The 18762-nt window shown below is 43.3% G+C and carries 18 protein-coding genes; 8 read left to right on the forward strand and 10 right to left on the reverse strand.

The features are described from left to right. The first annotated feature begins 82 nt into the window (after positions 1-82). From CWD77_RS10865 to CWD77_RS10875, 3 genes are all read left to right on the forward strand, one after another. The gene (locus tag CWD77_RS10865; protein WP_101073597.1) at positions 83-688 is read left to right on the forward strand and encodes a YceI family protein; all 606 of its coding nucleotides are present in this window, start codon (positions 83-85) and stop codon (positions 686-688) included. A gap of 137 nt (positions 689-825) precedes the next feature. Beyond that, positions 826-1389, forward strand: coding sequence for a DUF6580 family putative transport protein (locus CWD77_RS10870; protein WP_101073598.1), 564 nt, complete (start codon positions 826-828; stop codon positions 1387-1389). 11 nt (positions 1390-1400) lie between these two features. Next, positions 1401-2123 (forward strand): SDR family NAD(P)-dependent oxidoreductase, encoded by a 723-nt coding sequence (locus CWD77_RS10875; RefSeq protein ID WP_133120220.1) that lies wholly within the window; start codon positions 1401-1403, stop codon positions 2121-2123. 167 nt (positions 2124-2290) lie between these two features. On the opposite strand, the gene CWD77_RS10880 is transcribed toward CWD77_RS10875, so the two are convergent. Then, positions 2291-3832, reverse strand: coding sequence for a YifB family Mg chelatase-like AAA ATPase (locus tag CWD77_RS10880; RefSeq protein ID WP_101073600.1), 1542 nt, complete (start codon positions 3830-3832; stop codon positions 2291-2293). Between the two features lie 90 nt (positions 3833-3922). Between CWD77_RS10880 and CWD77_RS10885 the strand changes: the two genes are divergently transcribed. Next, positions 3923-4300 carry a DUF4342 domain-containing protein gene (locus CWD77_RS10885; protein ID WP_101073601.1) on the forward strand — a complete coding sequence of 126 codons (378 nt, stop codon included), beginning with the start codon at positions 3923-3925 and terminating at the stop codon, positions 4298-4300. A gap of 70 nt (positions 4301-4370) precedes the next feature. On the opposite strand, the gene trxB is transcribed toward CWD77_RS10885, so the two are convergent. Then, positions 4371-5351: a thioredoxin-disulfide reductase gene (gene trxB, locus CWD77_RS10890; protein ID WP_101073602.1), complete on the reverse strand. Its 981-nt coding sequence runs from the start codon at positions 5349-5351 to the stop codon at positions 4371-4373. A 196-nt stretch (positions 5352-5547) separates the two neighbouring features. Between trxB and CWD77_RS10895 the strand changes: the two genes are divergently transcribed. The 3 genes from CWD77_RS10895 to CWD77_RS10905 all read left to right on the forward strand — a co-directional run bounded on the left by CWD77_RS10895 (position 5548) and on the right by CWD77_RS10905 (position 8454). After that, positions 5548-6672 carry a Re/Si-specific NAD(P)(+) transhydrogenase subunit alpha gene (locus CWD77_RS10895; RefSeq protein WP_101073894.1) on the forward strand — a complete coding sequence of 375 codons (1125 nt, stop codon included), beginning with the start codon at positions 5548-5550 and terminating at the stop codon, positions 6670-6672. A gap of 79 nt (positions 6673-6751) precedes the next feature. After that, complete coding sequence (locus tag CWD77_RS10900; RefSeq protein ID WP_101073603.1) at positions 6752-7042, forward strand: NAD(P) transhydrogenase subunit alpha part 2; 291 nt, start codon at positions 6752-6754, stop codon at positions 7040-7042. After that, on the forward strand, positions 7039-8454 hold the full coding sequence (locus CWD77_RS10905) for an NAD(P)(+) transhydrogenase (Re/Si-specific) subunit beta (protein ID WP_101073604.1): 1416 nt from the start codon (positions 7039-7041) through the stop codon (positions 8452-8454). The genes CWD77_RS10900 and CWD77_RS10905 overlap by 4 nt, the downstream gene beginning before the upstream one ends. Positions 8455-8507: 53 nt before the next feature. Here the strand turns inward: CWD77_RS10905 and CWD77_RS10910 are convergent, their stop codons facing one another. From CWD77_RS10910 to CWD77_RS10930, 5 genes are all read right to left on the reverse strand, one after another. Next, a complete protein-coding gene (locus tag CWD77_RS10910) occupies positions 8508-9722 on the reverse strand; it encodes a PQQ-dependent sugar dehydrogenase (protein ID WP_101073605.1) in 1215 nt (404 codons plus the stop codon). A 72-nt stretch (positions 9723-9794) separates the two neighbouring features. Beyond that, positions 9795-10643 carry an LEA type 2 family protein gene (locus CWD77_RS10915; RefSeq protein WP_101073606.1) on the reverse strand — a complete coding sequence of 283 codons (849 nt, stop codon included), beginning with the start codon at positions 10641-10643 and terminating at the stop codon, positions 9795-9797. A 55-nt stretch (positions 10644-10698) separates the two neighbouring features. Beyond that, positions 10699-11376, reverse strand: a complete 678-nt coding sequence (locus tag CWD77_RS10920; RefSeq protein WP_101073607.1) for a uracil-DNA glycosylase — start codon at positions 11374-11376, stop codon at positions 10699-10701. 58 nt (positions 11377-11434) lie between these two features. Continuing rightward, positions 11435-13615: a DNA helicase RecQ gene (gene recQ / locus CWD77_RS10925; RefSeq protein WP_101073608.1), complete on the reverse strand. Its 2181-nt coding sequence runs from the start codon at positions 13613-13615 to the stop codon at positions 11435-11437. 149 nt (positions 13616-13764) lie between these two features. Next, the gene (locus tag CWD77_RS10930; RefSeq protein ID WP_101073609.1) at positions 13765-15108 is read right to left on the reverse strand and encodes a M24 family metallopeptidase; all 1344 of its coding nucleotides are present in this window, start codon (positions 15106-15108) and stop codon (positions 13765-13767) included. A gap of 93 nt (positions 15109-15201) precedes the next feature. On the opposite strand from CWD77_RS10930, the gene CWD77_RS10935 reads away from it, so the two are divergent. After that, positions 15202-16272: a branched-chain amino acid aminotransferase gene (locus CWD77_RS10935; protein ID WP_101073610.1), complete on the forward strand. Its 1071-nt coding sequence runs from the start codon at positions 15202-15204 to the stop codon at positions 16270-16272. On the opposite strand, the gene CWD77_RS10940 is transcribed toward CWD77_RS10935, so the two are convergent. Genes CWD77_RS10940 through CWD77_RS10950 form a run of 3 tightly spaced genes read right to left on the reverse strand, consistent with a single transcriptional unit; the run spans position 16269 to position 18707 of the window. Beyond that, positions 16269-17207: a bifunctional metallophosphatase/5'-nucleotidase gene (locus CWD77_RS10940; protein ID WP_101073611.1), complete on the reverse strand. Its 939-nt coding sequence runs from the start codon at positions 17205-17207 to the stop codon at positions 16269-16271. The genes CWD77_RS10935 and CWD77_RS10940 overlap by 4 nt on opposite strands. Further along, entirely contained in the window at positions 17204-17938 is a 735-nt protein-coding gene (locus CWD77_RS10945; protein ID WP_101073612.1) for a 5'-nucleotidase C-terminal domain-containing protein, read from the reverse strand. Before CWD77_RS10945 ends, CWD77_RS10940 begins: the two co-directional genes overlap by 4 nt. A 10-nt stretch (positions 17939-17948) precedes the next feature. Continuing rightward, a complete protein-coding gene (locus CWD77_RS10950; RefSeq protein WP_101073613.1) occupies positions 17949-18707 on the reverse strand; it encodes a hypothetical protein in 759 nt (252 codons plus the stop codon). Positions 18708-18762: the final 55 nt, after the last annotated feature.

Here is an 18762-nt window from a genome sequence, read left to right on the forward strand (position 1 = left end):
AGAATAATTCCAATAGGTATTTGGATTCTATAAAATTCTATTTAGTTTAACATTGAACAATTCAAAATAAAACAATACAGTTATGTTTAAAAAAGCGACATATATTACACTTGCAGCATTTCTATTTACTGCGTTTGCTGCATTTACAACAATCGACAGAGAAGCCACAAGCTGGCAGGTAGATAAAGCACACAGTACCATTAAATTTACGATCAATCATTTCTTTACACCGGTAACCGGTACTTTTGATGATGTTGATGCAACAATCAATTTCGATCCGGAAAACCTTGCCGAAAGTAGCCTTGATGTATCAATACCAATTGAGAGCGTGAATACAAGAAATGAGCGAAGAGATAATCACCTGAAGTCTGAAGATTTCTTTAATACTTCGGAGTGGCCTAACATGGAATTTGTAAGCAGTTCAATTGAGCAGACAGGAGAAAATCAATTTGTTGCTCGTGGAGAACTTACTATTCGTGACGTTACCCGGGAATTCGATCTTCCTTTTGAGCTTTTAGGTGTAATGGATCATCCAATGCAGGAAAATACACGTGTAGCCGGTATAGTTGCTAATGCTGAACTGATGCGCAACGATTTTGGAGTAGGTGTAGGCGACTGGGCCGCAACAGCAGTTGTTGGAAATAAAGTAGACATTGAGTTACAGCTCGAGTTGAATGCTTCCAACTAAAAAAAACCTTTTACAGATTTATCAAACCCCGGTTTTTACCGGGGTTTTTTTATTTTGAGGAAATCTGATTTCATCCTCACACTTTTGCTCTTCAACTGTTATATTTACAACGTTGAATCAAAAGGCTACCAATATTCATGAATAAGAAGACATTTTACATACTTTCCGGTTTTATACTTTTCGCAGCACTGTCACGTCTGCTACCACATGCTTATAACTTTACCCCTCTAGGTGCAATTGCTCTTTTCGGAGCTGCTTACTTCAAGGATAAAAAATGGGCTTTTATCATTCCCATTACCGCTTTTTGGATCAGTGACTTACTCCTGAACAATCTTTTCTATTCAGCCTACTACGAAGGGTTCACATGGTTTACCAGTGGATTTCTCTACCTATACGGTAGTATTGCAATGATCGCTGTTTTGGGGTATTACCTTCTCAAGAAAGTAACCATTGGCAGAGTTATCGGTGGCGCACTCGGCGCATCTCTGATTTTCTTTATCGTTAGTAACTTTGGTGTATGGATTTCAAGCCCATTATACCCGTTAAGCGCTGAAGGACTGATTGCTTGCTATACAGCAGCTATTCCATTTTTCCACAATACACTTGGAGGAAACCTGGTCTACAGTGCTCTTCTATTTGGAGCTTACGAATGGCTGAAAGTACAATACCCATCCCTTCAGCCGGTTGAATCTCAAGTTTAATTCTCAATTGAGTGAGTAAACGAATGATCATCATCGGTGCAACTTCAGGCATCGGTGAACATCTCGCCAGGCACGCTGTCAATAAAGGATACACTGTTGGCGGTACCGGACGCAGAATCGACCGTTTGAAAGAATTAAGAGAAGAGTTGGGGAATCAATTCTACTACGCTGAGATGGATGTCACCCATTTTAGTGAATCTCGATCTACCCTTCATTCCCTCATAGAACAGATGGGAGGCATGGACATCATCGTTCTGAATGCAGGCATCTCAAATCATCCTGCTTCTTCCATTATTGCAATGGAGCAGAAGGTGATCGATGTAAATATAAGCGGATTCGTACAGCTTTTTGGAGAAGCATTTCTTTATTTCAGAAAACAGGGACATGGACAACTGGTAGGCATGTCGTCTATAGCGGGTCTGTTTGGATCGTCCCGGGCTGCACCTTACAGCGCTTCCAAAGCTTTTATCTCAACATACATGCAAGCATATCGGCAACGATGCAATAAATTGAAGGCCGATATCACTGTTACGGATGTAAAACCGGGTTTCGTTAAAAGTGAAATGATTGAGGGAAAGAAGGGATTGTTTTGGGTAGCCGAGACTGAAAAGGCAGTACGGCAAATTTTAAAGGATATTGAAAAGAAGAAATCCTACTCCTACATCACACGTAGATGGAGGCTCATCGCGTGGTTTATTAAACTCATCCCAAATTGGGTTATTGACCGGATATAATTCTGCTTTTACATTGCTCTCTCATAACAATAAATAGAGCAGAAACAGAATGAAAGGGAGTGTAAACACCCAGTCAGAAGAATGATATTTCGTTGTTTCTCTAACTTCCATAGCTTTTCTTTTTTATAACCGAAAATAGTTAAAATTGTTTCAGACTTCCGATTAGATCATCCTAACCAGCCTTCTCTGTCTAAACTTCTATACTGGATTGCCTCAGCGATATGATTTGACAGTATGCCTTCCGATCGATCCAAATCCGCAATCGTCCTTGAAACCTTGAGTATTCGGTCAAAAGCACGAGCCGACAGTCCAAGGGTATTCATCGCTTTTTTTAGCATCTGCTCTCCGGCCTCATCAATTCTGCAAATTTTCCTGGCCATCTTTGTATTCATCTGTGCATTGCAATAAACACCGCTAATACCCATAAAACGTCGGTCTTGAATTTCCCGGGCCTCAATCACCCTTTCACGAATACTGGTTGAGTTCTCCCCTTTATTTTTATTTGATAACTCATCAAAACTCACTTTCTCAACATCCACATGGAGGTCTATTCTGTCGAGCATTGGCCCGCTGATTTTATTCAAATATCGCTGCATCTGCATATGTGTTGAACCACTTTCATCATCCGGATCATACCAGTCACCCGTTGGCGAAGGATTCATCGAAGCCACAAGCATAATTCTGCTCGGATAATTCACGCTCATCCTGGCCCGCGAAATACTTACATTCCCATCTTCCAATGGTTGCCTCATCACCTCAAGTGCACTTCTTTTAAACTCCGGCAATTCATCCAGAAACAGAACTCCATTATGTGCCATTGAAATCTCTCCCGGCATGGGTATACTTCCCCCTCCAACAAGAGCCACATCCGATACGGTATGATGCGGGCTTCGAAATGGACGATGAGTTACCAATGATTTACCGCTTTCCAGTATTCCGGCTACCGAATGAATTTTCGTGGTCTCAAGAGCTTCATCCAAAGTGAGCGGAGGTAAAATTGTAGGCAGCCGTCTTGCCATCATCGTTTTCCCGGACCCAGGAGGGCCTACCATAATAACGTTGTGGCCTCCGGCAGCAGCAACTTCTAGGGCGCGCTTTACATTTTCCTGACCACGTACATCTTCAAAATCCAACACTTCAGCTTTTCCATTTTTGCTGAACAGATTTTTTGGATCAATAATCAACGGTTCTTTTGTACGCTCATCCTCAAACCAATTCATCACTTCACGCAAATCTTTAAACGGCAATACATCGATTCCATCCACCACACCTGCTTCCGGGCCGTTTTCTTCGGGGAGAATTATATATTTCAATCCTCGCTCTTTTGCTTCCACAGCCATTGGCAATACACCTTTTACCGGCCTCAACTTCCCATCCAGTGCCAGCTCTCCCAGAATCAGTGACTTTTCCAGTTTTTCGGTTTTTACCTGTTCCGATACAGCTAACAAGCTTACTGCTATGGGTAAATCGAATGCGCTCCCCTCCTTCGGCAGATCAGCCGGTGCAAGATTGACAGTTATTCTCCCACGAGGGAAAAAAGCATCTGCGTTTTTTAAGGCGGCATCAATCCTGTCTTTAGATTCACTTACGGCACGGTCGGGCAATCCTACCAAAAAATATTTTGGTAATCCTCCGCTTCGGTTTACTTCCACTTCAATCAGACGTGCATCTACTCCTATCGTTGACGCACAATAAACTCTTGATAGCATATTTCTGAATCTTTTTATTTGGTTTCTCGTAGTATGAAACAGGAATTCAAACTTCCTTACAGTTTTAATTCAAACTGATGGAGATTAATCATGGAAAAAACAGAGAAAACTATCCTCGAAGAGATTCAGGGAACCGTTCAGGAAATCATTTCACAAATTAAGGAGCTCATCCGTAAAGGAGATGCCAAACGGGTGATTGTAAAAAACCGAAAGGGCAATGTGCTATTGGAAAGCAGACTGACGCTTGGTGTTGCCGGAGCTGCTGTATTAGCAATTTACGCACCGATATTTACAGCCATAACCACTCTTGTGCTTTATGTCAGTGATGTCCGTGTTTTTGTAGAGAAAGAGATTAATGAATCTTCTGACGAGTACGAAATAGATGCAGAAGTCATCGATATTCAGGATGATGAAGATGAAAAGAAAAACGATGATCCCACGGATAAAACTGTAGGAAAAAAACCATAAAAAAATGGCAGATATCTCGAAGATACCTGCCATTACTATTCATTTTTAATAAGTGACTAAAACTCTCCTCTTACTTCCAGTGCTTTTGCGCAATTGCTTCTTCACTGTCTAATGTATCGGACAGGAAACGTTCTGCATCCAGTGCAGCACGGCAACCGGTTCCCGCAGCTGTAACAGCCTGTCGGTAGATCGGATCCATTGCATCACCGCTGGCAAATACTCCCGGAAGGTCTGTTTCTGTTGACTGTCCTTTTGTCTGGATATAGCCTACATCATCCATTGTCAGAACGTTTTTAAACAGATCTGTATTTGGCTTATGGCCAATAGCGATGAACACTCCCGTTACATCTTCTAACGTTGAAACTTCACCGGTGTTTTTGTTTTTCACTTTCACACCTTCCACAACCTGATCACCAAGAACTTCCAGAAGACCTGAATTCCAGATAAACTCAATTTTATCATTCTTAAATGCACGGTTCTGCATTGCCTTGGAAGCGCGCAGTTCATCTCTGCGATGAATCACAGATACCTTGCTCGCAAACTTTGTTAAAAAGAGTGCTTCTTCCATTGCCGTATCTCCTCCACCAACAATGACAACATGCTGATCGCGGAAAAATGCCCCATCACAGGTTGCACAGGCGCTCACACCTTTACCGCGCAAACGCTGCTCACTTGGCAGATTGAGCCACTTGGCCGATGCACCGGTAGCAATAATAATCGCTTTAGCAAAAATCTCCGTCTCTTCATCAACGGTTAGCTTATAGGGTCTCTCATCGAACTCAATACTGGTAACATAACCGTATCGGCAATCTGCTCCAAAGCGCGTAGCCTGCTGACGGAAATCTTCCATCATTTTTGGCCCCATCACTCCCTCGGGATAACCCGGATAATTGTCTACTTCAGTCGTCTGGGTTAATTGCCCGCCGGGCTCGGGTCCCTCAAAAACGATTGGATTAAGATCGGCACGGGCAGCATAAATTGCTGCAGTCAATCCTGCCGGACCACTTCCGACAATTACTACATCAAATGTTTTTCCTTGAATATCTTTCATTTTATTGGTTTGATTTTACTTTTCTTTAAACGAAATGTAACAATTATTCAACTCAATTTTGGTCAATCTTGTCTATCAGATGTATAGACCCTCACATATATTACTTCACCCAAAATTTGGGTTCTAATTAGCCATTACTGTTGCAAATTATTTAAAATTGGTTATGTTTATCTAAAATAAATTAATGAGGCGTGTCATGATCGTCGGTGTTTGCAAAGAAACAGAGGCTCTTGAAAAGCGTGTTGCTCTTACTCCTGAGGGGACTGAAAAACTTTCTAAAATGGGGCTCACCATTTATATAGAAAGCGAGTCCGGATTGGCATCAAGCTATTCTGACCAACAGTATATCGATTCAGGTGCAGAGATTAAAAAACGGAATCAGATCTTATCAGAAACGGATCTGCTATTGGCCGTTCAGGCTCCTCTTGCTGAAGATCTTGAGAAAATGAAGAAGAATTCGGCCTTGATAGCATTTTTGTGGCCTCTGCAGCATAAGAAGTATGTTGATTTCCTTCTGAACGCCGATTTGACCGGAATGGCGATGGATACGATTCCCAGAATAAGCCGTGCCCAATCGATGGACGCTCTCTCATCTATGAGCAATATTGCAGGATATAAAGCAGCACTTCTCGGAGCTAATCACCTGGACAGATATCTACCCATGATGATGACCGCTGCCGGTACCATACCTCCCGCAAAAGTACTTGTACTGGGCGCCGGAGTTGCCGGTCTTCAGGCCATTGCAACTGCAAAACGGCTTGGAGCCGTAGTTGAAGCTTTCGACATACGTCCAGCTGTAAAAGAGCAGGTAGAGAGTTTAGGTGCTAAATTTGTAGAGGTACCGCTCGAGGAGGAGTCTGAAACCAAGGGTGGCTATGCTAAGGAGCTATCAGACCAAAACAAGGAGAAACAGCGTGAAGTAATCCACAAGCATGTGGCAAAATCTGATATTGTGATTACAACAGCGTTAATTCCCGGAAAACCGGCTCCTCAGCTGATTACCCGCCAAATGGTTGAAGATATGTCAGCAGGTTCTGTAATTATTGATATTGCTGCGGAGCAAGGCGGGAATTGTGAAGTGACTGAACCCGGGAAAACGATCCGACACAACGAAGTAATTGTAGACGGGCCCTTAAATCTGCCGAGCAGTCTTGCCCATCACGCAAGCAAACTCTACTCAAAAAATATACTGTCCCTGCTTGATCTGCTGATCAAAGATGGTCAACCGAATTTCAATTTTGATGATGAAATCATTGCAAATGCTACCGTAACCCATAACGGAGAACTCATCTCTCCATTTGTGAAGGAAAACATGAAATAAATCCAACGGCATCAAATTACAGCCGGTTCTGTTAAATAGAGCTGCCTGTACTCAAACTCATGACTTACTGCATAAAACTATGGAAGCTTTCATTTTCAACCTTTTTATCTTTGTGCTGGCCTCTTTTGTAGGATTTGAACTGATCACAAAAGTGCCTCCCACTCTTCACACTCCCCTCATGTCCGGCGCGAATGCCATTTCAGGAATTACCCTGATTGGTGCCCTGATTATTGCCGGCGGACCCGATTCTGTTTATGCGCAGTGGATTGGATTTGCCGCCATCATATTTGCTACAATTAATGTGGTTGGTGGATTTATGGTTACAGACAGAATGCTCGAGATGTTTAAGAAAAAGGAGGGTGAAAAATGAGCCAGTTCTTACCTGAAGCTTTTCATTCCTTTTTACCGAATCTGATACAAATTTTTTACCTCATTGCCACGGGATTCTTCATTGTAGGAATCAAACGTTTGGGCTCGCCCGCAACCGCTCGATCAGGAAATCAACTGGCATCACTCGGTATGCTGATTGGGGTTGTAGTTACACTTTTTGATCGCGAAATCATTGCCTTTGAGTTTATTATTGCAGGAATGGTTATTGGCGCGTTCATAGGAATATTTGCAGCCAAAAAAGTACAGATGACCGCCATGCCGGAAATGGTTGCCATATTCAATGGATTTGGCGGAGGTGCATCCGCACTGGTTGCCTGGGGTGAATTCACACGACTGGACCCTTCAATTTTTGATACTCAAGGATTGGTAACAACGGGCCTCAGTATACTGATTGGCTCTATTACGTTTACAGGTAGTTTTATCGCATTTGGAAAGCTGAAAGGATTTATTGGCGGGGGGAGAATTGCGCTACCCGGTCAGAATTATATTAACCTTCTTTTAACAGCAATTGCCTTAGGTTTGGTTGGATGGTTCGCTGTTGACCCCGAATATCAGCTTGTTTTTTGGTTACTCTTTGGCCTTGCACTGCTAATAGGTGTATTGACTGTACTGCCAATCGGAGGCGCAGATATGCCGGTTGTGATTTCACTGCTCAACTCTTATTCAGGAATTGCAGCCTCTATGGCTGGATTTGTACTCGGTAACAATCTACTGATCATTAGTGGCGCTTTAGTTGGAGCAGCCGGATTGATCCTTACAAATATCATGTGCAAAGCGATGAACCGCACACTGATAAATGTACTTTTCGGAGCTTTCGGTGGAGTATCCGATGCAGGTGATTCAGATGATGGAGATAAATCCTATCAGCAGACATTTGCTGACGATGTGGCAATTCAATGCACTTACGCTTCCAAAGTTGTTATCACTCCCGGATACGGTCTCGCAGTTGCTCAGGCACAACACACCCTGAAAGAAGTTGCTAATATTCTGGAAGAACGCGGAGTTACCGTAAAATATGGAATACATCCGGTTGCCGGCCGAATGCCGGGACATATGAATGTTCTGCTGGCCGAGGCCGACGTCCCTTACGACCAACTGTACGACATGGATGAGATTAATCCCGAGTTTAAATCAACGGATGTAGTACTCATCATTGGCGCAAATGATGTTGTGAATCCTGCAGCTAAAACGTCGCCCGGCAGTCCAATCTACGGAATGCCAATTTTGAACGTGGATGAAGCAAAAAGAACGATTGTCTTCAAGAGAAGTATGAGTCCCGGTTATGCCGGTATTGATAACGATCTGTTTTACAGTGATAAAAACCAGATGTTTTTTGGAGATGCTAAAAAATCACTACAGGAACTCGCCACTGCTTTAAAAGAATTAGACTAAAAAGAAAAAGCCCGAAGATCTCTCCCCGGGCTTTTCAAGTTTTTCAATAGAAGTTAGTCTGAGATCGGTACAATTCGATTCAGAGTACCATTCGATTCATTAAGGAAATAGATGTAGCCATCCGGACCTTCAATAACATGGCGAATACGCCCGATCCCTTCAACCAAACGTTCTTCTTTAACAAACTGGTCTCCATCCAACTCTACCCTGGAGATCAATTGAAATGAAAGAGCACCAATCAACGCATTACCTTCCCATCCGGGGTATTTGTCTGATGTAACAAATGCCATACCTGCCGGAGCAATAGATGGTGTATATTGGTGTACAGGTTGCTCCATGCCTTCCCTTTCGGTCTCTTCCGTAATGGTTGTACCGTCATAGTTTATGCCATAGGTAATCTCAGGCCAGCCGTAGTTCGCACCGGGTTTATCGTTAATATTAATCTCATCTCCGCCGCGCGGTCCATGCTCATTGGTCCAGACAATCCCTGTTTCGGGATGAACTGCCATTCCCTGAATATTTCGATGACCGTATGAATAGATCTCATCCAAACCTTCGCTTCCAACAAAAGGATTATCTTCAGGAACAGTACCGTCATCGTTCAGGCGAAACAAACTCCCGTTCGATTTACTTAAGTCCTGAGCTGTTTCCATTTCACCGCGGTCACCGATTGAAAAGAACATATATCCATCGTGATCAAATACAATACGGCTTCCGAAATGGTGGCCTCTGCTTGTGAACGGAGTTCCTACATAAAGCTCTTCGAGGTCGGTTAAGCTGTGTGATTCTTCATCAAATTTAGCGCGGATGATGGCTGTTTGTCCCTCTCCATCCTGTGGTTTTGAATAGCTTATATAAAGCCAGCCGTTTTCCTCGTAATTTGGGTGGGGTTCGATATCCAGCAATCCGCCCTGATTATTCGCAAATACTTCAGGCACACCGCTAATTGGATCGGAGTGCAGCTCACCGTTCTTCACTTTTCTGAGATCACCATCTCTTTCCGTAATGAGTACAATGCCATCAGGTAAAAACGCAGCTGCCCATGGTAGATCCAAACTTTCTACGACCGTTTGAACGTAAAAATCAAACTCTTCAGATTCTACTTGTTCACCCGGCGAATCCGGCAGTGCAAAATACTCTTCCGGATCTGAGTCTGAGTCTGACCCATTATTAGATTCTGTCTCCAACGCTTCTGCACAGCCCACAGCCAAAAACAGAAGTAAAGCTGTAAAAAGCGTTAATAATTTTGTTGTCTTTAAAACTGTCATAAGATAGGTGTTTATGGTTGATTGGTTTATAAACTTATCTACTGCATTATCTTAACGAAAATTTCCGTTTTATCAATCCAGCGTATAGGTTCCGGACAAATCAAATGGAAATGTTTGCCCATCACGGAATCCCCGCAGATCTGCTGAGATATCAGCCGATCCTTTCAAATCGTAATTAAAAGTTGATTCTCCTCTCATAATGTCCATCAATGCTGAACCCATTTGAGACGAACTCAAGCGAATTGGAATGCTGATTGTTTGTCGTTCTGAACCGCCTACCCGAATGGTTTCGCCGAGCGTTGTATCCAGCCACTTACGTCCATTTACGGTTAATTCGTACGCGGCATTCGCAATGGATATTGCAAATGGATTTGGGTTCTGGACATTAAACGTTACCTCAACTTCCGCTCCGCTCAGAGACATCTCTTTTACATTAAAATCTCCCATTGAAATTCTGGGGACTTTAGGTATTGGAATCTCTCCGGATGTTCGAACCGGTACTTTTCGCATTCCTAACACCGGCATATCAAATTCAACTTCAGTAGAGAGTGCGTACGAAAGGCTGTCCTGGCGCACTACAGAACTGAATGTTTCATAAACTTCAGAAAAATTCAATGTTACAGGCACCTGGATAGACTGAGAAGATTCCCGGCCAATAGAAAGAGGATCTTCCTGCAATCCTGTAATAAAAGATTGCTCATTGATAAAAAACTCATAGCTGTACTGTTCGGCCGAAACACCAAAACGGTTGGGGTTGTTTACTTCAAAGTCAAACAGAAGGGTCACACCGTCAAAAGTAATTTGATCGATAGACATATCCTGAAAAGTAACATCGGGTTCCCGAATGTCCGCAGCATCACGTATTGTGCCACAGCCAGCCAGGATTAATACAGCGGTAAGGATTAGTAGTACTCTTTTCATATTCTTAATATCAGCTTTAATAGTAATAAATAAAGTCTTTTTGATGTAAAAAGTTTCAACCCGGGTTAGTCATTTCGGCAAGCTGACGACGGAATTTTGGTGCTCCTCCATTTGCGGGATGACGTACACCAATGTAATCAATTCCGAGTTCAGACAAACTCTGCTCACATTTACGCCCAACAGCCACGATTTTAGGAGCATTAAAAAGACGAATGAAACTCTTCAGATGCCTTAACCCGGCTTCCATTTCACCCGCCAAAGGTGTGCGATTGCTCAACAAGCCCTTATCGGGATTGTATGGGTGCCACGGTACGGCATTCCATAGAACCACCTCGTACGGGTCAATTTTAAGATCTCTGAGTGCACCCCACATAATTGTGGCTGTTGGTTCACTCATCCCTTTTTCAATCAAATCCGGTCTGCTCGTCCGGTTCGGTATTTCAGATTTAAAAACGTGCTCTGGCTTAACTCCGTACTTCTCTTCCTGGAAACCGAGTAAAATCCGCTCGGATGTCATAGCAATTCCCGTAAAATGACCTCCCTGATACCCCAGCGCCTCGGCAATGAAAAGGTACTTTGCCCTGTCTTTCCTCTCCTCCAGGTAAGTCTCCAGCTGTTTTTTTCTGATATCCGGAGCATTGGGAACCAGGTCATTCTTTTTATCCTGGTGAAACCAGGGATTAAATAGTCCGCGCGGGGTTCTTTTCAAAGATTGAACAAACTTCGAAATCATAAAACAGTTAAGCTATAAAAAGATTAATAAAACGTTACTAAATCATTCGGTAGAGCGTTTAAGAGGCTCCGTTTTCAGCCAGGTAGGCCAGCTGAAGAACACGAAGTTCACCGTAATCCACCGTTTTATCCAGATCTTCGTAAACCGGTTTCAGAATATCAGCCCCAACCTTATCCATGGAAGCATAAACCTCATCGATTTTACGCTGAGAAAGTGTAGAAGCCTCTAAAATTCCTTCCGGCTCAATTTTATTCCCATCATCCAGATATTTTTTCAGATTACTCAAAATGGTTACGGCTTTAACGCCAAACTGTTCAGCGAGATGTTCAATCGATTTTCCATTATTAAACTCCTCCCCGACCAATTCATATTTTTTCTTTTCTGTGGTTTTCTCAACCTTTTTCTTGATGGCTTTCGACTTCTCATCCACGTCATTATTTTCGGTAAACTCTTTGATGATCGGCAGAAAGTCATCGCCATATTTTTTCAGCTTAACGGATCCAACACCGTATATAGCCATCAGACTCTCATCATCCTGAGGAAAGTAATACGACATCTCCATCAAAGTTGTATCGGGGAAAATTGCATACGGAGGAATTTCCTGCTCATCCGCCAGTTCTTTCCGTTTTGCCCGGAGTTTTTCAAACAGATCCGCATTGTGTTTGTTCTCCACATCCGTGCTGGTTCGAGACGGTTTATCTTCATCTGATGTTGCCTGTGTTCGATCCAGAATTCCTTCAACGCGTTCATCTCCTTTCAGTACAGCTGTAGCAGCGGCTGTTAGTTTCAGGCTTCCGTGTTCCGGATCCTTCTTCAAGAGATCTTTCCTCAGCAACAATCTGGAAAGCTGGATCCATTGGTTTTTCGTCCACTCCTGCCCTATCCCGTAGGTTGACAGCTTGTCGTGGCCGTTTTCCAAAATTTTCTTCTGCTTCGATCCTCTCAGGATATCAGCAATATAGTAGGCTCCGTAAGTCTCGTCTGTTCGGGCAATACAGCTCATATATTTTTGCGCCTGCTCCGTGTAGTTCTGCATGTTGTCTTTGTACTGCAGGCAATTATCACACATACCACATTCATCATGCGGATACTCCTCACCGAAATACTCCATCAGGGGTTTCCGGCGGCAACCGTCATATTCAAGAAAGTGCAATAGTGCGTCCAGGTGTTTCTCTGCAACTTTCTTCTCTTCACCCTCTTTCTGGTTGATGAAATACTGAATTTTCTGCTTGTCGGAGTAGCTGTAGAGCAACATGCAGTCTGCCTGCAAACCATCACGCCCGGCCCGACCAATCTGCTGATAGTACGACTCAATATTCTGTGGCATATCATGGTGAATCACAAAACGTACATCCGGCTTGTTGATTCCCATTCCGAACGCAATGGTTGCCACAATTATCTGAATGTCATCCCGGATAAATGCTTCCTGATTCCGGGTACGCTGTGCTTCCGAAAGGCCGGCATGATATGGGCGAACGGAATGCCCCTCATGTTTTAGATCGCTGTAGAGTTCATTGACCTGACGACGCGAAAAGCAGTAGATAATTCCTGACTGCTTTGGACGGGTGTAAAGAAAATCAAGAATCTGCTCCAGCGGCTCCTGCTTATCCACAACCTGCAGAAGAAGATTTTTTCGGTCGAAACTGGCAACGAAAGTTTCAGAATCTTTCATCTCCAGTATCTGCTGGATATCATCTCTTACCCTTGGTGTAGCGGTTGCGGTTAAGGCCAGGCAAACCGCATCCGGAAAGTCCTTCCGAACCGTTGCAAGCTGTCGGTATTCGGGCCTGAAATCGTGTCCCCACTCAGAAATGCAGTGCGCTTCATCAATGGTAAAGCAGTCCACCGTCAACCCTTTTAAAAGTTCGCGTGTACTCTCCATCATAAGCGTCTCGGGAGCCAGATAGAGAAGTTTTGCTTCCCCCTTTTTTAATTTTCGGACATTTTCACTGTACCGTTCAGGTGTCAACGTACTGTTCAGAAAAAGAGCGGGTACTCCGTACTCATCCAGCTGCTCAACTTGATCCTTCATCAGCGAGATAAGCGGAGAGATCACAATGGTCAAGCCATCAAAAATAAGCGCCGGTATTTGATAACAGATCGACTTCCCACCGCCGGTGGGCATGATCACTAATGAATCTTTTTTCTTGAGAACTTTTGAAATAACTTCTTCCTGAAGCGGTCTGAATTGATTGTAACCAAACGTTTCTTGCAGGACCTGCTTCGCTTCCTTTACCATATCTGCCTTTTCCTATGTGCTAATTTCAATTCTTCGATAGCTATATATAAGATACCGGATATAGTGCTTCCTTACAGATTCAATTCAAAAAAGATCCAATCCATTCAAAGAAATAGAGTATTTGTACAAAATTTTACCGGTAAGAATCTTTATTTCTGTCTCGGTATCAGATAAAACTCCTCCAACCTGCCATCAGTATACGCGGCCTCTGCTCCATCAAAAATGGCATCCTCCTCGAGCATGATTCGAATGGATCGATTCCACTCGGGAATATATACTTCTGCATTTAATTCAATGGAGTGAGCTGTATTTGGATACAACGGATAATCTCCCTTGCCGGGTACTCCATCCTGTTGATCCCAAAGCCCAATGATGGGGCCCGCACCGTGTCCCTGATATCCTATCGGATGTGTATAAATTGTTGCGTTGATATCTTCAGATTCTGCATTTTGAAGCGCTGATGTCAGAATTTCATTTCCGGTTCTGCCTGTTCTAAACTCATTCGTTAAAATATCCTGCAGGCGATTTCCAATTTTCAAAGCATCTCGTAATCCCTTTGGAGCTTCCGTCTCTCCGGGCCGCAGAACGTAGGCATGACGCTGGGTGTCTGTTGACAAACCCAGGTACTCAATTCCAAAATCCATATGGATAAGATCACCCGGCATAATGACATCCGCACCGGACCGATCCGAAAAGTCTCCGTCATGTTCATCAGATTCACTTCGCTGAACCGAAACGGATGGGTGAAACCAGGCTGTCAGGTTCAGGTCGCGTATTCTTTCCCGGTACCACCACTGCAAATCTTCAGTAGTTGTAATTCCCGGAGTAATAACCCGCTCTGATAATCCCTCAGCTACAATGTTGTGGGCAATTCGGTTTATCTGCCTGTAAACTGTTTTCTCCTCCTCTGTGCGGGTTTCGAGCCAGCCAATGGCCAGATTTTCAGCTGAGACAATACGATCTTGAAGATCAGAGCTCAGACTATTTTTCAAATTCGTATAGTCTGTATAGCTGATCCCATCAGCCAAGGCAAAGTTTTCAGAAAAATTCACCCCAATTTTATCCGGGTTTCGCTCGGCAACCACCTGTCCAAACCGTTTCCACTGATCCGGCTCCTCATCCGGAAACCACTGCGTTTCAAAAAACCCGATGTTATACCGGGCTACGGCCAGTCGCTCCAAAGGTTCACCATTTCCCGGATCGAAAAACATCAAAATTGTTGTTCTGCGTGAGGACTGCCAGGTTGCAGGGAGCATGGTTAACAACACCGGATCCTCATTATATTCGCGGGCCACCAAAACCCACATATCAACTCCTTCCCTTCTCATCAACTCCGGTACCAAATGGTCTAATCGATTTTCTGCCCACCGGTCCATAACCTCGGCTCTATCACGCATAGACAGGATATGAGGCGTAATATCATTAACACTTTGCGAATAAGCGCCATCCGCCATAAATATTGAAAAAACAGTAATTAAAATGATCTTTTTCATAAGAGCAATAGGACTGAATTATTAGTTTTTGCCTAAGATTTACAAAAATTCCTGTTATCTTTAATAGGATTGAATGTAAACGAATAAGCCATTATGAAAATAAGCATTACCGAAACAGATCAAAGCAGAATTTCCGAGGTTGATTTTAATCATCTGCAGTTTGGGAGGATCTTTTCTGATCATATGCTTGAGATGGTTTATAAAGACGGCCAATGGCACGAACCAAAGATTATTCCATACGGTCCGATTCAATTTACCCCGTCTATGCAGGCATTGCACTATGGTCAGGCTATTTTTGAAGGGATGAAAGCCTATCATGTGGATGATGAAACGCTCCACCTTTTCAGGCCTAAGGATCATCATCAACGGCTAAACAATTCAGCCAGACGCCTATGCATGCCTGAAATTGATGAACAGATCTTTATTGAAGGACTTGAAGAGCTGATCTCCCTGGATCATCAGTGGGTACCGAAGCAACATGGTCACGCACTCTACGTGCGGCCTTTTATGTTTGCCGCCGAAGAATACCTTGCCGCTAAAGTATCGAAGGAATACCGATTTTATGTGATTACAAGTCCGGTGGCAGCCTACTACAGCGAGGGATTTAACCCGGTAAAATTAACCACCTCAGAGAAATTTGTACGCGCTGTTGAAGGAGGCACCGGGGAAGCTAAGGCCGCCGGAAACTATGCAGCAAGTTTTTTACCTGCCCAGAATGCTCAGAAGAAAGGGTTTACACAGGTTATTTGGCTGGATGCCAAAGAAAAACGGTTCATCGAAGAAGTGGGTACTATGAATATCTTCTTTCAAATTGATGAGAAACTGGTTACTCCAAAACTATCCGGATCGGTACTTCCGGGAATTACCCGAAGATCCGTGATCGAAATTGCTAAAAATTGGGGTACAGTAGTTGAAGAGCGTAGAGTAGGAATCGATGAAATTATTGAAGCTCATAAATCCGGGAGACTAAAAGAAGTCTTCGGATCCGGTACTGCAGCGGTAATTTCACCGGTCGGAGTCATTCAACATGGGGACGAGACCATTCGATTGGATGAGGAAAAAATTGGGCCTTTTGCTAAAAAAATGTTCGCAACTATTACAGGTATTCAATATGGCAAAATTGACGATCCATTTGGCTGGACTCATCCCATATCTTTGGATTAAGAAGAGAGATTAAAATCTTCACCGATGACATAGAATCGGTCGGACATTTTAGTTTTTTGGTTACCGGAATTGATATCCAGGTCAATTCGACCAAGGCGAACTCCACCATGACCCATTTGTGTGATTTGAGTGACATTACCTTCCGGATTCACCACTCCAACAGGATAGTCTAAAAACGTATGCGTGTGGCCACCAATGATCAGGTCTATTCCGGCTACTTTTTCAGCCAGCTTCATATCGTCCATTCTTCCGTTGTTATACTGAAATCCTAAATGACTTAAACAGATTATAAAATCACACTTGTGGTAATCCCGCAAGCTGTTTGTCATTCCGTTTGCCCACGCAACGGGATCTCTGTCTTTAACACCACCATGAAGTTCTGAAGGAATAACTCCCTCAAATTCAATACCTAAGCCAAAAATCCCGATTCTAAACCCATCCATTTCACGTACTATTAATCGGCGAAGGTAAGGATTCATCGGCGTACCGGCAGCATCATAATTTGCAGCAAGAATTGGAAAATCCGTCTTATCAGCCGCCTCCGCAAAACCATCCGGACCACGATCAAATTCGTGATTACCGACTGCCATGGCATCATACCCCATTTCGGACATCAACTTCAGATCAACTTTCCCTCCATAAACATCAAACCACGGCGTTCCCTGGAAAACATCCCCTGCATCCAGCAAGAGCACATTTTTCTGTTCAGTACGAATTTTTTTAACGAGTGAGGCACGTCTTGCAATTCCGCCAAGCCCGGCATAATCAACTGCATTTTCTGGAAAGGGATCCAAACGGGCATGTGTATCGTTTGTATACAAAATTGTTATAGCCGAAGCCGTTGGTGTCAACAATTTACCTGTGAGACCTAACGGCATAGTAGCTCCTGCAGCAAGTAGTGCACCTCGCTTTAAAAACTCTTTTCTGGATATCAAAACCTTATCCTCCCGTCTAAATTTGGGTAGATATCCTGCCGGCTTTTAAAATAATCGGTGTAAAGATCCCGAACATTTACGTCATATAAATCAATTCGGTCGTTATAGTCCCAGAGTGCGGGGAATCGATCTCCGCCATTTGCGGCCCAGCTACTCGTTGCCACCATATATTCTGTACTGTGGTCTAAAATCTGTGAATTAACAAGTACACCTCGAGCCTCACCATCCTCAATACGAAAGCGTATACCACTGACCGGAGCACCGCCCATTTCTGCAATTTGATTGGCTAGTTCAAATACTTTTGACCCACGCATTTTTAAAATCACCAGGTGATTCTCGTAGGGCATAAATTCCATCACTTCGTGCAGAGTCAGTTCACCGGGTGTAAGATAAAGACCAAACGATGAAGCTCCGATTATGCCCAAGTGGACAAACTCCTTCAGTTCACTCCCGGCTCTGTAGCGCAATGCATCTGCTACCAAATTTCCAAGCGGGCTTTCGGGTTTGCTGAATCGAAGTGTATCGTGAACAGTGGCAATTTTCTGCCCCATTACCGTATCTAATGAATCCCGATAGCTTTCAAGAAGTGCAGAAATTTCAGGGTCCGGATTTGGGTAGGTAGTCTCGATATTCGACACCGAATTTCTTTTATCTTCAGTTGAAGAGTACTGAGAGCAGCCGGTGAACAGGCCGGCAATAATAAAAATGGGGAGCAACCAACGAATCTGCATGAAGTTCGCTCTATCTCCTTTGTCTAAACATATTCATCATCAAATCACTGAAACCCAGTAGTTCCACATCGGGTGAAATTTCCGTTTTTGATCTGTCAAATGTTCTCTGATTGATAGCGGCAGCCTCTACTTTAAACACCCTTTTGTCATCTTCAAATCCTTCAATCAGAAGCGGAAAACTATTTTGGTTCATGATCAACTCAACAGGTACATCCTCTTCAACTTGTTTGCGCCCCGTAGTTTGCCATGCTTCATAGAGTAAGCCCCAGTCTACTTTTATTTGATCTGTTAACCAGATTGAAACTGATTTATTCTCTTCATCGCTTTGCAGCACAAACTCATTTATCGTATATCCATGAAGTTCTTTTGAATTACCGGTTTCAACCACCCTGTTCTCCCAATCAAAATTGGAGGAATTTCCATTGTCTGATTTTCCGGATACTCTGTTCATCAAATCCGCCAGTCTGTCGATATCGTACTTCGCAATTTTAAAGGCTTCATTTTCACCGGTATTGAAAATAAAATCCTGATGATCGTTCCGAATCAAAATTCCATTCGTGCTAATCCCAGACATCACTTCCAATGAACTGCTTGACTCAACAAAGATGCGATCTTTGGTAAATGTCATATTCAGATTTGTTCTCTCCGGCTGCGAGGTTTCCTCACTTAAAATCAGATACTCAACCTGCCCTTCAAACTGGCTGTATGCCGGCTGTATAATTGCTAAAGAAAAAAGAATGACCAGACTGAAGTAGATATATGATTTCATAATTGAGAACTAAGAGTAATATTCATAAAAGTAAACGCTCTGCCGTCCGGTTTGT

Origin of the sequence: Rhodohalobacter barkolensis, from assembly GCF_002834295.1 — a bacterium.
Classification (GTDB): Bacteria; Bacteroidota; Rhodothermia; order Balneolales; family Balneolaceae; genus Rhodohalobacter; species Rhodohalobacter barkolensis.

Excerpts from the sequence above, each read along its gene's own strand:
- CWD77_RS10880 (WP_101073600.1), bottom strand. The coding sequence starts at position 3,832 with ATGCTATCAAGAGTTTATTGTGCGTCAACGATAGGAGTAGATGCACGT.
- CWD77_RS10950 (WP_101073613.1), bottom strand. The coding sequence starts at position 18,707 with ATGAAATCATATATCTACTTCAGTCTGGTCATTCTTTTTTCTTTAGCA.
- CWD77_RS10910 (WP_101073605.1), bottom strand. The coding sequence starts at position 9,722 with ATGACAGTTTTAAAGACAACAAAATTATTAACGCTTTTTACAGCTTTA.
- CWD77_RS10905 (WP_101073604.1), top strand. The coding sequence starts at position 7,039 with ATGAGCCAGTTCTTACCTGAAGCTTTTCATTCCTTTTTACCGAATCTG.
- CWD77_RS10945 (WP_101073612.1), bottom strand. The coding sequence starts at position 17,938 with ATGCAGATTCGTTGGTTGCTCCCCATTTTTATTATTGCCGGCCTGTTC.
- trxB (WP_101073602.1), bottom strand. The coding sequence starts at position 5,351 with ATGAAAGATATTCAAGGAAAAACATTTGATGTAGTAATTGTCGGAAGT.
- CWD77_RS10915 (WP_101073606.1), bottom strand. The coding sequence starts at position 10,643 with ATGAAAAGAGTACTACTAATCCTTACCGCTGTATTAATCCTGGCTGGC.
- CWD77_RS10865 (WP_101073597.1), top strand. The coding sequence starts at position 83 with ATGTTTAAAAAAGCGACATATATTACACTTGCAGCATTTCTATTTACT.
- CWD77_RS10900 (WP_101073603.1), top strand. The coding sequence starts at position 6,752 with ATGGAAGCTTTCATTTTCAACCTTTTTATCTTTGTGCTGGCCTCTTTT.
- CWD77_RS10920 (WP_101073607.1), bottom strand. The coding sequence starts at position 11,376 with ATGATTTCGAAGTTTGTTCAATCTTTGAAAAGAACCCCGCGCGGACTA.
- CWD77_RS10870 (WP_101073598.1), top strand. The coding sequence starts at position 826 with ATGAATAAGAAGACATTTTACATACTTTCCGGTTTTATACTTTTCGCA.
- CWD77_RS10935 (WP_101073610.1), top strand. The coding sequence starts at position 15,202 with ATGAAAATAAGCATTACCGAAACAGATCAAAGCAGAATTTCCGAGGTT.
- CWD77_RS10885 (WP_101073601.1), top strand. The coding sequence starts at position 3,923 with ATGGAAAAAACAGAGAAAACTATCCTCGAAGAGATTCAGGGAACCGTT.
- recQ (WP_101073608.1), bottom strand. The coding sequence starts at position 13,615 with ATGGTAAAGGAAGCGAAGCAGGTCCTGCAAGAAACGTTTGGTTACAAT.
- CWD77_RS10930 (WP_101073609.1), bottom strand. The coding sequence starts at position 15,108 with ATGAAAAAGATCATTTTAATTACTGTTTTTTCAATATTTATGGCGGAT.
- CWD77_RS10895 (WP_101073894.1), top strand. The coding sequence starts at position 5,548 with ATGATCGTCGGTGTTTGCAAAGAAACAGAGGCTCTTGAAAAGCGTGTT.